A 12,264-nucleotide genomic window follows, 5' to 3' on the forward strand; every position below is an offset into this window, starting at 1 on the left:
GCAACGCAGAACACGAAATCGGCATTACCTCGCATGAAAAAATGGCAACTCGCTGCTGCGGTGGCGGGTTTGAGCGCAGCGCTGTTTTCCGCGCAGGCTTCAGCAAGCGCGTTGGAGCAATTCAAGCAATTCGTCTCGTCGACGCAATCGGCCAAAGGCCAGTTCGTACAGCGTCTTGTGAAGACCGACAGCGGCACCGTCAAGGTCTCCAATACCTCAAGCGGCACTTTCGTGTTCTCGCGTCCGGGCAAATTCATCTGGACCTATCAGAAGCCGTATGAGCAAGTCTTGCAAGCCGATGGCGACAAGCTGTTCATCTACGACAAGGACTTGAATCAGGTCACCACCAAAAAGCTGGGCAACGCGCTCGGTTCGTCGCCTGCAGCGATTCTGTTCGGCAGCAACGATCTGGAAAAGAATTTCACACTGAAAGAGGGCGGTGCCAAGGATGGCATGGAATGGCTGGAAGCCACGCCCAAGAGCAAGGATACAACCTTCGATCGTATCGGCATCGGTTTGAAGGACGGCGTGCCGCAGGCAATGGAGCTGCGCGATTCGTTCGGTCAGACTTCGCTGCTGTCGTTCACGAACTTTGAAAAGAACCCGCCGCTCAAGGCCACCAGCTTCACCTTCGTCGTGCCCAAGGGCGCCGACGTGTTCAATAACTGATCATTCAACAACTGATCAGTTTTTTATCTCAGGTCGACATCTTGAGCATGTCGATCTTGCCTTCCACATCGCGCCATTGCTCGTGATCCGGCATCGGCGCCTGTGCCTGGGTAATCGGCTTCCAGCCCGGATGCTTGGCCAGCTTTGCATTCAGGTCGGTGAAATGCTTCAAGGCGTCGGGCAGGTCGGTTTCGTTATAGATCGCGCCGACCGGGCATTCCGGTACGCACATCGAGCAATCGATGCAGCCGTCCGGATCGATCGCCAGGAAGTTGGGTCCTTCGACAAAACAATCCATGGGGCAGACGCTGACGCAGTCGGTGTATTTGCAGGCGATGCAGGAATCAGTGACAACAAAAGGCATGAGCAGAAACGCCCTGAGGCGTGAAGTGATGTAAGCAGAATGGCAAGTCCGCTGTATTGCTGTATTGAACCGGTTTAAAACCGTCCCATACCGGCGAACCCGGCAGGATTCTAGCATCTGAGCCGATGTACTGCTGTCGGATCGGTTAGACTAGCGATCCTGCAAGCCGTCCGATCTTAACTCTCCATTTTTACAACCGCATGAATTCCGCGCCGTTAGCTGAACGTCTCCGCCCGCATTCCTTTGACGATGTCATCGGCCAGCAGCATCTGCTTGGCGCGGGCAAGCCGCTGCGCGTGGCGTTCGAATCGGGCGAGCCGCATTCGATGATTCTGTGGGGGCCGCCGGGTGTCGGCAAGACTACGCTGGCGCGCATCATGGCGGACAGTTTCAATGCCGAATTCATCGCCTTGTCGGCGGTGCTGTCGGGCGTCAAGGACATCCGCGAAGCCGTGGAGCGTGCGCAGGTCACACGCGCCAATTCCGGCCGCCGCACGATCCTGTTTGTCGATGAAGTGCATCGCTTCAACAAGAGTCAGCAGGATGCCTTCCTGCCGCATGTGGAGAGTGGCTTGTTCACTTTCATTGGCGCGACAACCGAAAATCCATCCTTCGAAGTCAACGGTGCGTTGTTGTCGCGCGCAGCTGTCTACGTGCTCAAATCGTTGACGGAAGACGATCTCGGCGCACTGATCGATCGCGCCTGTCGCGAAGAATTGGACGGTTTGCAGTTCGAGCCGGAAGCAAAAGAAATGCTGATCGCCAGCGCCGATGGCGATGGCCGCAAGCTGCTCAACAATCTCGAAATCGTGGCGCGTGCAGCGCAGGCAAAAAATCTTGGTATCGTCGGTCCCGAAGTGTTGGCGGAATGCCTGGGGGATGCTCTGCGCCGTTTCGACAAAGGCGGCGACGCTTTCTATGACCAGATTTCCGCGTTGCATAAATCGGTGCGCGGCTCCAGCCCTGACGGCGCTTTGTATTGGTTGACACGCATGCTCGATGGCGGCACCGATCCGCGCTATCTGGCGCGTCGTATCGTGCGTATGGCGTGGGAAGATATCGGCCTGGCCGATCCGCGCGCCATGACCATCGCCAATGACGCTGCCGCCACTTACGAACGTCTCGGCTCGCCCGAAGGTGAGCTGGCCTTGGCGCAGGCGGTGATTTATCTCGCGATTGCAGCCAAGAGCAATGCCGGCTACATGGCGTACAACCAGGCGCGCGCGTTTGTCGCCAAAGACAAGTCGCGCGGCGTACCCGAACATCTGCGCAATGCGCCGACCAAGCTGATGAAGGAACTGGGTTACGGCAAGCTGTATCGCTACGCCCATGACGAGCCCGAAGGCTATGCCGCCGGTGAAACCTATCTGCCGGATGGCATTTCCGATCCGCATTGGTATCAGCCGGTGCCGCGCGGCCTGGAAGCCAAGATCGGCGACAAGATGGCGCATCTGCGTGATCTTGATCGGGAATATAAAAAGAATAATAAGTAAGCGCCTGGCGGCTCTTCGGTGATCACGCTGCCGGGGTTGCCTTCTTCCAAACCTCGAACGTGCCTTCCATCGCACCCATGGCGCTGATCACCGCGTTGTAGGTCGCATCGTTGTCATAGCCCGGCAGCTTCACCTTGAACTCTTCCATCAGAGCTTCCAATCCCGGCGTGTCATTGGGCAGGCGGATGCCGCCCTTGGTAGTGGCAATCATCCAGTAAGGCATCGGCAGGAAATCGTCGCCGATGGTGATGATGATGCGGTTGATATCTTGCCAGGCGATGCTTTCCAGCTCGGCCCCGGCGCGCGAGGTCTTGATGAACTCCGCATCGAATGCGACTGTCATCGGTTTGGCACGCGCGGCGGCACGGCGTGCAGGGCGCAGGTCAGCAGCGGTCGGCCCGGCATTGATCTTCCATTTGGTCGATTCCGGTGTCGGGAACAGGCGATTCTTGACGCGTTGGCCGAAGGCGAACATGGCGCCGAAACTGAGGCCGGTCAATACGCCGTAGCCAATGCTGGAGCCGGTCAGCGCGAATTGCGAACCTGCCCAGATGGCGCAGCAGGCGGCAAGGGCGAAACCGATAATGTAGGCGAATAACGGCGGCTGCAAAGGCGTGTCGGACATGGCGCGTTCCTGTGATGTTCTTGCGGTGTAATGAAGCGATTGGCGGCAATGGTAACGCAGGCTGGAGCGTCGTTGATCACGGTTGATGCTATTTTTACCGCATTATTTCCGCCAATAAGCCGCCTGACGGCGAGGACAGGCAATGTCCTTGGTACAATCTCGTTTTTACCGCATTTTCTACATTGGCATTCCATGATCGACATCCAACTTCTTCGTAAAGACATCGACAATGTCGCCGCCCGTCTGGCCGCGCGCAAATTTCAGCTCGATGTCGCCGCTTTCAATGCGCTCGAGGGCGAGCGCAAGCAGATTCAGACCCGTACCGAGGAATTGCAGGGCAAGCGCAACAGCCTGTCCAAGCAAGTCGGCATGCTCAAAGGCAAGGGCGAAGACGCATCGGCAGTGATGTCAGAAGTGTCCGGCATCGTCGATGAGCTGAAGGCATCGGCTACCCGTCTGGAAGAAGTGCAGACGCAACTGAGCGATTTCCTGCTGACCGTACCGAATCTGCCGCACGAATCGGTGCCTGCCGGTGCTGACGAAAGCGGTAACGTCGAAGTACGCAAGGTCGGCACGCCGCCAGTGTTCGACTTTGAAGTCAAGGATCACGTCGACGTCGGTGCTGCGCTCGGTCTGGATTTTGATGTCGCCACCAAGCTGACCGGTTCGCGCTTTGCCGTCATGAAGGGCGGTATCGCTCGTCTGCATCGCGCGCTGGCGCAGTTCATGCTCGATACGCATACGCTGGAACACGGCTACACCGAGTGCTATACGCCTTACATCGTCAACGCCGATTCGCTGCGCGGTACCGGTCAGTTGCCGAAGTTTGAAGCCGATCTGTTTGCAGCAAAGAAGGGTGGTCAGGAAGGCGATACCAGCGACAACACGGCCTTGTATCTGATCCCGACAGCCGAAGTGCCACTGACCAATCTGGTACGCGACGAGATCGTTGCCGGTGACACACTGCCGCTGAAGATGACGGCGCATTCCCCATGCTTCCGTTCTGAAGCGGGCAGCTACGGCCGCGACACGCGCGGCATGATTCGCCAGCATCAGTTCGACAAGGTCGAAATGGTTCAGATCGTGCATCCGGAGAAATCCTACGAAGCGCTGGAAGAAATGCTCGGCCACGCCGAAAATATCCTCAAGAAGCTCGGCCTGCCTTACCGCGTGATCACGCTGTGCACCGGCGACATGGGTTTCGGCGCAGCCAAGACTTACGATATTGAAGTCTGGCTGCCGGCGCAAAATACCTACCGTGAGATTTCGTCGGTATCGAATTGCGAAGCCTTCCAGGCGCGCCGCATGCAAGCGCGTTTCCGTAACGCCCAAGGCAAGCCTGAGTTGGTGCATACGCTCAACGGCTCAGGCCTGGCGGTCGGCCGTACGCTGGTCGCAGTACTGGAAAACGGCCAGCAAGCCGACGGCAGTGTGGTGATTCCGGAAGTGCTGCGTCCTTACATGGGCGGATTGGAAAAGCTGGCGCCGTAATCCTGGCCCGGTGATGAAAAAATGGCTGATGTCCGCAGGGGCATCAGCCATTTTTTTGTCGCGCGCATCGAACTGCGAAGGGATTTGTGATCGTTTACATTGCCCACGAGAAAGTTGCCGGAACGCGCCGCTCAATGAACAGGCTGTTGCCGGGTGTTTTCTTTGCTTGCTTCTTGGCTTTGGTGGCGGCTGAGGCGATCTGATGCGGCGAAGAATATTGCGAAGGTTCGATCTTGACCGCGCCCAGCGACAGGCTGACCAGTGGATGCAGTACCCGATTGCCCTGACGGTCCTCGCTGTAGTAGCCGCCGCGTTCTTTGTCTTCCATATAGTAGAAGCTCTGTGAGGCCGTGCTGAAAGCGTCCAGCATTGCCTGGCACCGGTGCTCCCAATCTTCGCTCTGGAACATGATCAGGAAGTCGTCGCCGCCGATGTGGCCGATGAAGTCGAGTTGTTGGTCGCAATACTGGCTCAATGTACGACCGGTCAGCTGGATCATGTCGTCGCCCTTGCGATAACCATAGACGTCATTGAAAGGTTTGAAGTTGTCCAGATCGCAGTAGCAGATGCAGAACTCCACGCCACTCTGCAGCAGGAACTCAATATGTTCGTTGATCGGCACGTTGCCGGGCAATTGCGTCAGTGGGTTAGCATAGCGTGCCGCTTCGATCTGCATCTGCGTGATTTCACGCAGCAGATCGTGACCGGTGCCCATGCCGACATATTGCCCTTGGTCGACGATGATGAAGCCGTTCGACAAGTGATGTGATTCGGCTTGAACAAGCATGTGGCTGAGGTCTTGCAGGCTGGTGTCTTGCTCGGTCAGCAGTGGATTCGGATCCATGAAGAAGGTGCAGGACTTCTTGCCGTACAGTTCGCGGCCGTACAAGCGTGCGAAACGTTCCACCATGCTGTAACGATTGATCAGGCCAACCGGAATGCCGTTGCTGACAACCGGTAATGCCTGCAACTGCGGGTCGTTGACGAACAGGTCGTACACCTCATCGTTAGGGACGACAGGGGAGACATAGCGTGTTTCGCGCAGCAGCTTGAAGACGGTAGCGCTCTTTTTGGTCGGGCCATGCTTTTGTGTGACCAGCGGCACCTTGTCGCGGCGCAGGATCTTGCTGATGTCGTCGCCGACCACGGTCTTTGGATTGGCGTGCGGCCGTGCGATGTGATAACCCTGGCCGCAGGCGATGCCGAGGTCGCGAATGGTCAGCAATTCAGCTTGTGTTTCAATGCCTTCGGCGATGACGATGGAGCCGGACTTTTCGGCGATTTCCTGAATGGAGCGCACGAACTGCAGTTTCATCGGGTCGTTGTTGATGCCCTGGATGAAGTGCATGTCGACTTTGACGTATTCCGGTTGCAATTCCGACCACAGGCGCAGGCTGGAGAAACCTTCGCCAAGATCGTCGATGGCAATCTGAAATCCCATGTCGCGGTAATGCATGGCGGCATTGCGCAGCAACTGGTAGTCGTAGGTCGGTTCGTTTTCAGTCAGCTCGATGATGATGCGTTGCGGATTGATACCGAGTTTTTCCAGATGACGCAGCGTTTCGCCCTGAATGGCTTCCGGTTGCACCAGGGCGCCCGGACTGACATTGAGAAACAGATTGCCCGGCAACCCCGATTGCGCGAACTGCGCCATGACGATATGGCGGCACAGATGTTCGACCTGCACCGACAGCTTGTTGGCGCGCGCGACTTTGAATAGATTCAGCGGCGAATGCAGAGGGCTATTGGAGGGGCCGCGAATCAAGCCTTCGTAGCCGACGATTTCGCCGCTGCGCATGCGAATGATCGGCTGGAACAGGGCCGTCAGGCTGCGTTGCGCAATGATTTCGTGAAGATGAGACAGCAGTTGCGAATCTTGCTGTTCTTCTGTTTGGCGAGCATGGCTGAGACCGTCTGCCTCGCCTGCATGCGCGGGCGGAAAGGGCGGAAGGCTGCTTTCGAAATCATGTGCGGCAAAAGGTGCCATTGTCAGGTCCACTGGGTCCAACCATCAGTAAGTATGAATGCCCCATCCGAACGGCGGGCAACATCTGATCCTAGTGGAGATTTATGACAAGATGATGATACGTAAATTATTTTCGGCGCGTTTTCGACAGCCACCGAGAATTAAATTTATAGAAAAACATCTTAGACCTATTTCCATCTCTAAAATGATTCTGCTATAATCTTTTGCTTTGCTGCCTTCGGGCAGTAATTTCGACTAGGTTAACCGGAGAGGTGGCAGAGTGGTCGAATGTACCTGACTCGAAATCAGGCGTACGTTAAATCGTACCGTGGGTTCGAATCCCACCCTCTCCGCCAGATACAAGTAAAACGCCCGCTTTATGCGGGCGTTTTGCTATCCAGAGTCGCAGTGTGCGGTTACTACCAATCTATTGCGGACTTGGTGCGGGTCTATCGCATTTGTTGCTGCCTCTGCTGCTTCCAGAAAAATCGCTTCTTGTTGTTGATCGCGCCTGGGTCATGGCTGGCTCCAGAGGTCAGGTTTGTTGCTTTGTGCCTGAAGAATGAGTAATCGCGAAGTGCTGCCCTATAATGGCATCCGCTGAAAGTTGCCTAATATGCAACTTTCATCATTCTCCAGGTATTTCGAAGGTAATAAGATGTCGCTGAATCGCTTGTTCTGGTTAATCTCGGTTGCACTCATGTTGATTTTGCTTGCACTGACTGCAAGGATTGTCTCCAGCGAGTGGGGCGAGTATCGCCGTGGCGCTCGCAGCGTCGAGACCGTGCGGGTGGTGCAACTCATCATGATCGCCATGGAAAAGACCTCCATCGAACGGGGTCCTTCCAATGCGCTGATGGGTGGAGAAATCGCCGACCTGCCGCAGTTGTCCCAAAAACTTCAGGCTGCGCGCGCGCAAACAGATCAGTCCATTGCTATCTTGCTCAACGCCTTGCGCGCAGATGCTGACGTGCGCTACGCGCCGGCTATCCGGAATATCGAATACGTCAAGGCTGCACTGGAGCCGGCCCGTTCCAATGTGGATCGTCAGGTTGAGGTGCCGCGTTCTCAGCGCTCTTCGGATGAAGTCTCGGTGGCCGTGAGTGGAATGATTGATCTGATCCCCCCTTTTGTGACGGCAGTTGCCGATTTGACGAGCATCGCGATCCAATCCGATCCTGAGTTGCTGGATGGCTTGACCGGCATGCGCGTGGCGTCGAGCCTGCGCGAATATGCAGGACAGGTCGGCTCGAAATTCACTGCGCCCATTGTTACCCAGCGTCCGTTGACCAAGGATGAAGTCATCGAGATCGGCAAGCTTTATGGCCGAATCGAGCAATTACGCTCCTTGCTCAACATCCAGATGCGTGCTTACAGGAATAACCCGGCGTATAACGCGGCGTTGTCCGATCTTGATGCGCAATACTTCGGCAAGGGTTTGCCGATTTTAGGTCAGTTGTTGCAGGTGGGGCTGATCTCCGGCGGCTATGAATTGACGACGGCCGAATTGGCTGCGCGTTATGTCCCACCGATGGCCTCTATTTTGCGTTTGCGGGATGTCATTCTGGCCGATCTGATTCGCGACGCGGAAATTCGCAATCGCCACGCGCGCAACTATCTGATTGCGACGGTGGTCATGGCGACGGTGGCGGTGATCTTTTTCTTCGTGCTGATGTATCTGGTGCGTCAGCGCGTGTTGGCGCCGATTTTGCGGGCAACGACGCTGGTGACCGGGCTGGCGGTTGATAATCATGAGGTGGAAATTCCTCAGGCGCGCTATCAGGATGAAATCGGCGACATGCTGCGTGCGTTGCAGGTGTTGAAGGCGAGAAGTCTGGAGCGTATCAGCCTGGCCGGCGAGCGCGAGATGCTGATTCAGCAATTGCAGGTGTCGTCGAATACGGACTTTTTAACGGGGGTGCTCAACCGCCGCGCGTTCTTCGCTCACAGTGAGCAGCAGTTGGCGGTGGCGCAGCGTTATAAGCGCAATCTTGCACTTGTTCTTCTGGATATCGATCACTTCAAACGCATCAACGACAGCTATGGTCATCTTGCCGGTGACAGTATTTTACGCAATGCCGTACAACTGATCGCGCAGCTGCTGCGCAAGGTGGATATTCTCGCGCGCTATGGTGGGGAGGAGTTCATCATTCTGCTGCCGGAGGCTGATCTGGAGCAGGCGCTTGTGGTGGCCGAAAAGTTGCGCGCGACATTGGCGTCCCATACCATTGCCGCTGAAGATGGGTCGCCAATCTCCATTACTGCCAGCTTTGGCGTCAGTGCGCTTGTCGGCACAGCAAATCTTGACCACATGATTCGTCTGGCTGACGAAGCACTTTACGTCGCAAAAAATAACGGACGCAATCAGGTTGTGCGCGCGAGCTAGGTTTGCGCCGATACCGACTTGATTGCTGAGGAGTGGTTGGTGGAGTTTAGTCGCGGTCGTTGAAGGCCGAGATGTTCGATACCTGAAAGACGCTGGACAATGAGTGCAGTTCGTTGCGATGCAGCTCAGCCAGCCGATGCAAATACTGTTCTCCGATGTCCGTCAGTCTCACCTGTACCAGGCGTTTGTCTTTGTCGTCTTGCGTGCGCGTCACCAATCCCGCCTTTTCGCATCGCGTCACCAATGCCACCACGCCGTGATGCTGTGACTGCAAGCGCTCGGCCAGTTCGCTGATACTGGCCCAATCGCGTCCCGGAAATCCCTTGATATGCAGCATCAGCAGATATTGCAGCGGTGTGAGTCCTTCGCTTTGTGCCGCGTCTTCGCTGAAGCGGATGAAGCGGCGCAATTGATAGCGAAATTCCGACAGGGCTTCGAAATCGTCTTTTTGCAGGCGTGAGGGTGTTTTCATTATTGGTGTGGTGGGGCGGATGGGTGGGGCTGGTGTCCCGGCAATTCAGCATAGTAATGCCTTGTTGCAGCAAAATATATCATCTTGTGATGTAATTGCGGTTTATGGCTTTTTGATTACATTCAAGAATGGGTTGGGGCATGCGCGATTCTATCCTGCAATGGCTGAGGAGTTTTGTTCCGCAACGATCGGTGGTAGATCGCTTTGAGCGCATGCGCGCCTGCGTGGGCGCCTTGTTCGGGATTTTGCTCACGGGACTGCTGAGCGTGTCGATTCTGCCGCATGAGGCGGCAACGGTATGGTTGATTGCTCCGATGGGAGCGTCGGCGGTATTGCTGTTCGCCGTGCCGGCCAGTCCGCTGGCGCAGCCGTGGTCGATCATCGGTGGCAATCTGGTGTCGGCGTTGGTAGGCGTGTCATGCGCGAAGCTGGTCGCTGAGCCTGCATTGGCAGCGGCTCTGGCGATAGCGTTGGCCATCGCCTGCATGTTTGCACTGCGCTGTATTCATCCACCCAGCGGTGCGGTCGCATTGACCGCTGTGCTTGGCGGCCCGACCGTGCATGCGATGGGATATGGATTCGTCGTAACGCCGGTGCTGCTCAATTCTTTTTTGTTGCTGGCGATGGCTTTGTTTTTCAACAATGCGACACGACGCCGCTATCCCCATGCTCAGCAAAACGAGCATCGCAACAATACGCACGGTACGGCTGATGCTGCACCGACAGCGCGATTGGGTTTCTCGCATGATGATCTGGATGCTGTGCTGCGGCGTTATAACCAGGTGCTGGATATCAGTCGCGACGATCTGGAAGAGATCTTTTTGCAAACGGAGATGGAGGCCTATCGTCGCCGCTTTGGCGAAACGGTCTGCGCGGACATCATGTCGAGCGATGTCGTTGCCGTCGAATTCTCGACTGAGTTGGCTGAAGCCTGGCGTTTGATGCGAGAGCATCGCTTGCAGGCTTTGCCGGTAATCGACAGGGCGCGCCGGGTGATCGGTATTGTTACCAAGACGGATTTTCTGCATCACGCCGGCCCGCATGACTATTTGGGTCTCGGCGACAAATTGCGCGCCTTCTTGCAACGCACGCCGCATACGCATTCCATCAAGCCGGAAGTTGTCGGACAGATCATGAGTGCTAAGGTAAGGACTGCATCGGTGCGCCTTCCCATCGTGCAATTGGTGCCGCTGATGGCTGACGAAGGCGTGCATCAGATTCCGGTGATTGATGATGAAAAGCGCTTGGCGGGCATGGTGACGCAGGCGGACATGGTCGCAGCGTTGTACGTGAATAATCTGGCGCGGGCTTCAGCGGGGTTGCGTGCGGTAGCTTCCTGAGTGGTTTGCTGCCTGCATCGAACGATTTGATCTGATGGCGTCTAAAATAGAGAGAACCTGCAACGCAAATATCTGAATCGTTCAAGGAGGATGCCATGCGCCAAGCTGCTCTGATTTCAATCATTCTCGCCGCTTTTCTGACGACAGCATGCCAGCGTAAAGGTGAGCCACCGAAGCCGACCGTATCGCTGGTGACCGTTGCAGCGCGTGCAGGCTAGGACTTGGCATATAAGTTATTGGATTTGTGAATATCTGCTATTGGAACAATAAAGCAGACGAGGATGAAGGTGATCGCTATAGTTGCACCTGTCTCCTCCAATTTTCCTCCTTAAGAAATTGGATTCAGCCCGCAACCTCTGGTTCGCGGGCTTTTTTTTGTCCAAAAATTAGCTCAAAAGACTGCGGCTCTGCTTCTTGGTAAGATGTCGGCCAGTTATCACGTAGTCCTCTAAAGATATTCATGCCCCAAACTCCTCCGGAACGCCCAGATACTCCTTGTGTTGCAGTCTGCTCAACAACTTTTGATGATGTTTGTCGCGGCTGCGGTCGCACCGTGTCTGAAGTGGCGCACTGGGTATTCATGACCGAGGAGGAGAAAGATGTGGTTTGGAAGCGCATTACCATCGAGGGTTATCCGCGTCGCCAGAAATAAGCTGCTCGCCTGCATGTCAATGTCATTGATGATGAAGTACGTTCCACTTAAGGAGTTGCAAACATGATGCAAAAACGCTTTGCCTATCAAGCCGCTTCGGCGCTCATGCTCGTCGCGTTGGCTGCCTGTAGTGCTGTCCCGACTAGTGCGCCCGCAACAGTAGGCGTCAATACGCTGCCCGAGATTCCTGCGCCCGCGCCGGTGACGCTGGCTGCTGGCACGACTGCATTGCTGGTACTGGATATCAATTCGGCCGTGTGTCAGCCTAATCCTGCTTGCCTGGCGACCGTGCCGGCGATCGTGTCGCTCATCAGCAAGGCGCGTGCAGCCAAGGTTCCTGTTTTGTATTCCACTACCGTCAGCCCTTCGGGTCCACCGCCAATGTTGTCGGCGGTTGCGCCGCAGCCGGGCGAGCCTGTGGTTTCGACACGTGCTAACAAATTCACCGGCACCAATCTGGAGGAGCTCCTGAAGCAGCTCAAGGCAGAGACGCTGGTGATCGTCGGCAGTGCGGCCAATGGCGCGGTGATGTACACGTCCTTTCATGCCAATACCCGCGGATTTACCGTGGTGGTGGCGGACGACGGCATCTCCAGTCCCGCCGCGATCAGTACGCAGGTGGCGCGTTATCAAGTGCTGAACCAACCCGGTTTTATCAATGCCGCCAATACGCCGTTGGCCGACAAGAAGGTTACCCTCAGCCGCGGCGATCTGATTACATTCAAGTAAGCACTGATAGGTTTCAGAGATTTTATCTCTGAGCCGGCGTGGGCAATAAGGGGCTTTTGCCCCTTATTGCATTGCGC

The 12,264-nt window shown here is 56.0% G+C and carries 12 protein-coding genes and 1 tRNA gene; 9 read left to right on the plus strand and 4 right to left on the minus strand.

The window, feature by feature from the left end:
- The first annotated feature begins 33 nt into the window (after positions 1-33).
- A complete protein-coding gene (gene lolA / locus PQR63_RS02635) occupies positions 34-669 on the plus strand; it encodes an outer membrane lipoprotein chaperone LolA (protein WP_094564738.1) in 636 nt (211 codons plus the stop codon).
- Positions 670-697: 28 nt separating this feature from the next.
- Here lolA and fdxA read toward each other — a convergent pair whose 3' ends face one another.
- Positions 698-1,033, minus strand: coding sequence for a ferredoxin FdxA (gene fdxA, locus PQR63_RS02640; RefSeq protein WP_094564737.1), 336 nt, complete (start codon positions 1,031-1,033; stop codon positions 698-700).
- A 200-nt stretch (positions 1,034-1,233) separates the two neighbouring features.
- Between fdxA and PQR63_RS02645 the strand changes: the two genes are divergently transcribed.
- A complete protein-coding gene (locus PQR63_RS02645) occupies positions 1,234-2,526 on the plus strand; it encodes a replication-associated recombination protein A (protein WP_408165431.1) in 1,293 nt (430 codons plus the stop codon).
- Positions 2,527-2,548: 22 nt separating this feature from the next.
- Here PQR63_RS02645 and PQR63_RS02650 read toward each other — a convergent pair whose 3' ends face one another.
- On the minus strand, positions 2,549-3,151 hold the full coding sequence (locus tag PQR63_RS02650) for a hypothetical protein (protein ID WP_408165433.1): 603 nt from the start codon (positions 3,149-3,151) through the stop codon (positions 2,549-2,551).
- Positions 3,152-3,343: 192 nt separating this feature from the next.
- Between PQR63_RS02650 and serS the strand changes: the two genes are divergently transcribed.
- Positions 3,344-4,642 carry a serine--tRNA ligase gene (gene serS / locus PQR63_RS02655; RefSeq protein ID WP_408165435.1) on the plus strand — a complete coding sequence of 433 codons (1,299 nt, stop codon included), beginning with the start codon at positions 3,344-3,346 and terminating at the stop codon, positions 4,640-4,642.
- A 94-nt stretch (positions 4,643-4,736) separates the two neighbouring features.
- Here the strand turns inward: serS and PQR63_RS02660 are convergent, their stop codons facing one another.
- Positions 4,737-6,629 (minus strand): GGDEF domain-containing protein, encoded by a 1,893-nt coding sequence (locus PQR63_RS02660; protein WP_408165436.1) that lies wholly within the window; start codon positions 6,627-6,629, stop codon positions 4,737-4,739.
- A gap of 245 nt (positions 6,630-6,874) precedes the next feature.
- Between PQR63_RS02660 and PQR63_RS02665 the strand changes: the two genes are divergently transcribed.
- Both PQR63_RS02665 and PQR63_RS02670 read left to right on the plus strand, forming a co-directional pair.
- Positions 6,875-6,964: transfer RNA gene (locus PQR63_RS02665), tRNA-Ser, on the plus strand.
- Between the two features lie 302 nt (positions 6,965-7,266).
- On the plus strand, positions 7,267-8,994 hold the full coding sequence (locus PQR63_RS02670) for a GGDEF domain-containing protein (RefSeq protein ID WP_408165438.1): 1,728 nt from the start codon (positions 7,267-7,269) through the stop codon (positions 8,992-8,994).
- A gap of 46 nt (positions 8,995-9,040) precedes the next feature.
- Here PQR63_RS02670 and PQR63_RS02675 read toward each other — a convergent pair whose 3' ends face one another.
- Complete coding sequence (locus tag PQR63_RS02675; protein ID WP_408165440.1) at positions 9,041-9,466, minus strand: MarR family winged helix-turn-helix transcriptional regulator; 426 nt, start codon at positions 9,464-9,466, stop codon at positions 9,041-9,043.
- 140 nt (positions 9,467-9,606) lie between these two features.
- Here PQR63_RS02675 and PQR63_RS02680 point away from each other — a divergent pair, with 140 nt between their 5' ends.
- The 4 genes from PQR63_RS02680 (at position 9,607) to PQR63_RS02695 (ending at position 12,187) form a co-directional block, all read left to right on the plus strand.
- Positions 9,607-10,806 (plus strand): HPP family protein, encoded by a 1,200-nt coding sequence (locus PQR63_RS02680; protein WP_408165442.1) that lies wholly within the window; start codon positions 9,607-9,609, stop codon positions 10,804-10,806.
- A 95-nt stretch (positions 10,807-10,901) separates the two neighbouring features.
- Positions 10,902-11,024 (plus strand): hypothetical protein, encoded by a 123-nt coding sequence (locus tag PQR63_RS02685; RefSeq protein ID WP_408165444.1) that lies wholly within the window; start codon positions 10,902-10,904, stop codon positions 11,022-11,024.
- Between the two features lie 242 nt (positions 11,025-11,266).
- Complete coding sequence (locus tag PQR63_RS02690) at positions 11,267-11,458, plus strand: DUF1289 domain-containing protein (protein WP_408165446.1); 192 nt, start codon at positions 11,267-11,269, stop codon at positions 11,456-11,458.
- Positions 11,459-11,521: 63 nt separating this feature from the next.
- Positions 11,522-12,187, plus strand: a complete 666-nt coding sequence (locus tag PQR63_RS02695) for a cysteine hydrolase family protein (RefSeq protein ID WP_408165448.1) — start codon at positions 11,522-11,524, stop codon at positions 12,185-12,187.
- The last annotated feature ends 77 nt before the right edge of the window (positions 12,188-12,264 follow it).

This window comes from Herbaspirillum rhizosphaerae (genome assembly GCF_046025915.1).
In the GTDB taxonomy this organism is placed as follows: Bacteria; Pseudomonadota; Gammaproteobacteria; order Burkholderiales; family Burkholderiaceae_D; genus Herbaspirillum; species Herbaspirillum rhizosphaerae_A.

Coding starts and splice junctions, on each gene's coding strand:
- lolA (WP_094564738.1), top strand. CDS start 34: ATGAAAAAATGGCAACTCGCTGCTGCGGTGGCGGGTTTGAGCGCAGCG.
- fdxA (WP_094564737.1), bottom strand. CDS start 1,033: ATGCCTTTTGTTGTCACTGATTCCTGCATCGCCTGCAAATACACCGAC.
- PQR63_RS02645 (WP_408165431.1), top strand. CDS start 1,234: ATGAATTCCGCGCCGTTAGCTGAACGTCTCCGCCCGCATTCCTTTGAC.
- PQR63_RS02650 (WP_408165433.1), bottom strand. CDS start 3,151: ATGTCCGACACGCCTTTGCAGCCGCCGTTATTCGCCTACATTATCGGT.
- serS (WP_408165435.1), top strand. CDS start 3,344: ATGATCGACATCCAACTTCTTCGTAAAGACATCGACAATGTCGCCGCC.
- PQR63_RS02660 (WP_408165436.1), bottom strand. CDS start 6,629: ATGGCACCTTTTGCCGCACATGATTTCGAAAGCAGCCTTCCGCCCTTT.
- PQR63_RS02670 (WP_408165438.1), top strand. CDS start 7,267: ATGTCGCTGAATCGCTTGTTCTGGTTAATCTCGGTTGCACTCATGTTG.
- PQR63_RS02675 (WP_408165440.1), bottom strand. CDS start 9,466: ATGAAAACACCCTCACGCCTGCAAAAAGACGATTTCGAAGCCCTGTCG.
- PQR63_RS02680 (WP_408165442.1), top strand. CDS start 9,607: ATGCGCGATTCTATCCTGCAATGGCTGAGGAGTTTTGTTCCGCAACGA.
- PQR63_RS02685 (WP_408165444.1), top strand. CDS start 10,902: ATGCGCCAAGCTGCTCTGATTTCAATCATTCTCGCCGCTTTTCTGACG.
- PQR63_RS02690 (WP_408165446.1), top strand. CDS start 11,267: ATGCCCCAAACTCCTCCGGAACGCCCAGATACTCCTTGTGTTGCAGTC.
- PQR63_RS02695 (WP_408165448.1), top strand. CDS start 11,522: ATGATGCAAAAACGCTTTGCCTATCAAGCCGCTTCGGCGCTCATGCTC.